Genomic DNA, 2,683 nt, shown 5'->3' with positions numbered 1-2,683 from the left:
AATCCAAACGCACGCTGCACCTCATACGACTGAGTGCTCAACCACTCACGCACCGTCAAACCATTCGAGAAGCCCTGTTTAGATGAATAGTAGCCGCTGATTGCCCTGTGAGTTCCTTCATCAACGGGTATGACGTTCTCGGTATTGTGAATGGCCTCGGGTCCAAACCGCGCGACATTGCCGGGTGTCTGCTCGACGATGTGATGCCACTGCTTGCCCTTGCCCGCGGAGCCCAGGGCCTTCGTCAACCCCCGGTGTGACCGCCATACCCTGTACGCTGAGACCGAGCCACGGGCAGCCATGGTCATCACATGGGCCGGCAGGACGACGCGGAGGGTGCCCTCGTTCACCGAGACGATGACCGTCTCAGCATCCGCTGCGGCCGCCAGCACGCGCACGCCGCCTTGCCGCACCCCCCTGTGTGAAGCCTGTGCGAACCCCGGCAGCTTCGGCGCCTTGGACAGGAGCGCCGCCGTCTCACCGATCGCCGCCGTACCCACCAGAACGAGAATCCGTACGCTGTTGGGTCCGATGCGCTGACCGAACCGCTCACCCGCATCCCGCAGCTCCGCGAAGGTGGTGGCTCGCGCCGATTCCTCCGAGAGTTCCCTCCAGCCCTCGAGGAGTCCCCACAGTTCCGTCCCCAGGTAACCCCACATGAGGACCGCGAAGGCAGCGGCAACCCCCTTGGACACCGGTTCCGGAGCCACCAACAGCGCCATGTAGGCCGTGATGGTGAGGCTCGCCATGGCCGCCACACGCGCGGGGCTGAGCATGGCCCTCACCTCCGCGTCCACGCCCTCCAGGGCTGGTCCCACGGCCAGGGCCAACGCGATGCGGCGCTTGTCGTCATTCTGGAACCGGGCGCCATCCTCGAACAATGAAAGGCAGTCTCCCGGGGTGCCACGCCGTTCGCAGAAGTACCCATAGGACCGTGCCAATTCCAGCCCCCCTGCCCCATTCGCGAGGGGTCCGGAGACCAGCGCGTACCTGCGGCCAGGCCGCATGGGGACATGAGAAGGAGCTACCCGCAGCGGCAGGTCCAACACCAGGCTCGTGACGGCGGCCGTGAACTCCGCCTCCCTCACCTGTACGGGTGCGAAGTCCGTGGGGAGGGTCACGAGGACCCGTTCGCCCTCACCGGCTGCGGCCTCCCTCCTGGACGGCACCGTGGCACATCCGGCCAGCAGCACGAGCCCCGCCAGGGCCAGCGCCCCCATGCGAGAAACCCATCGCACGGAGGTTGGGGACGAGCCGACGACACACATGGACATGCCGCATTGTGCATCCCACTTCTAGTCGGCTAGAAGCATCATACATTCCCCCACATCACTTCCCGTCGACTAGAAGTGAGGCTCATTCCTCGCCTCCCAGGCCCTCCCCGCGCCTTGCTCCGTGGCTGCCCGCCCGGGGCCCAATCGTGCTAGATGCGCGCCCCATGGACGGAACCACGGAAAAGGACCCCCTTCGCGCCCGCCTCCAGCACATGGAGAAGCAGGCCGAGCTGGGCGGTGGCGCTGACCGCATCGCCAAGCAGCACGAGGCCGGCAAGCTGACGGCCCGTGAGCGCATCGACCTGCTGCTGGACCCCGGCTCCTTCACGGAGCTCGACAAGTTCGTCACCCACCGCAGCAGCGACTTCGGCATGGGGGACAAGAAGATCCTCGGCGACGGCGTCGTCACCGGCTACGGCACCGTCGAGGGCCGGCAGATCTTCGTCTTCGCCCAGGACTTCACCGTCTTCGGCGGCTCGCTCTCCGGCGCCTATGCCCAGAAGATCTGCAAGATCATGGACATGGCCATGCGCGTGGGCGCTCCCGTCATCGGCCTGAACGACTCGGGCGGCGCGCGCATCCAGGAGGGCGTCGAGAGCCTCGCCGGCTACGCCGACATCTTCCTGCGCAACACCCTGGCCTCGGGCGTGGTGCCCCAGATCTCCCTCATCCTGGGCCCGTGCGCGGGCGGCGCGGTGTACTCGCCGGCCATCACCGACTTCATCATGATGGTGAAGGACACCTCCTACATGTTCATCACCGGCCCGGACGTCATCAAGACGGTGACGCACGAGGAGGTGACGAAGGAGGACCTGGGCGGCGCGCTGGCGCACAACCAGAAGTCGGGCGTGGCGCACTTCGCCGCGGAGAACGAGCAGGCCGCCATCCTCATGACGCGCGAGCTGCTCTCGTTCCTGCCCTCCAACAACCAGGAGGATCCGCCCGCCCAGCCTGGCGAGGACGACCCGTTCCGCGCCGACGAGGGCCTGAAGTCCATCGTCCCCAGCAACCCGAACAAGCCCTACGACATCAAGGAGATCGTCCGGGCGGTCGTGGACAACAAGCACTTCTTCGAGGTGCAGGAGCACTTCGCCAAGAACATCGTGGTGGGCTTCGCGCGCATGAACGGGCGCCCGGTGGGCATCGTCGCCAACCAGCCGGCGGTGCTGGCCGGCTGCCTGGACATCGACGCCAGCGTGAAGGCGGCGCGCTTCGTGCGCTTCTGCGACTGCTTCAACATCCCGCTCATCACCTTCGTGGACGTGCCCGGCTTCCTGCCCGGCACCGACCAGGAGTGGGGCGGCATCATCACCCACGGGGCCAAGCTGCTGTACGCGTTCGCCGAGGCCACGGTGCCCAAGGTGACGGTGATTACGCGCAAGGCCTACGGCGGGGCGTATGACGTGATG

Annotated in this window: 1 protein-coding gene and 1 pseudogene; one reads left to right on the top strand and one right to left on the bottom strand. The window is 66.5% G+C overall.

Annotated features, from left to right (window positions below; genetic code table 11):
• Positions 1–881 (bottom strand): annotated as a pseudogene (locus VF794_RS06015) (hypothetical protein); the annotation flags it as partial.
• Between the two features lie 557 nt (positions 882–1,438).
• Between VF794_RS06015 and VF794_RS06010 the strand changes: the two are divergent.
• The coding region (locus VF794_RS06010; protein WP_331108223.1) for an acyl-CoA carboxylase subunit beta at positions 1,439–2,683 on the top strand (1,245 nt) is incomplete at its 3' end.

Origin of the sequence: Archangium sp. (assembly GCF_036389735.1) — a bacterium.
Lineage (GTDB): Bacteria > Myxococcota > Myxococcia > Myxococcales > Myxococcaceae > Archangium.
Note: the sequence above shows the minus strand (reverse complement) of the source record. Positions and strands in the feature narration are given on the sequence as shown.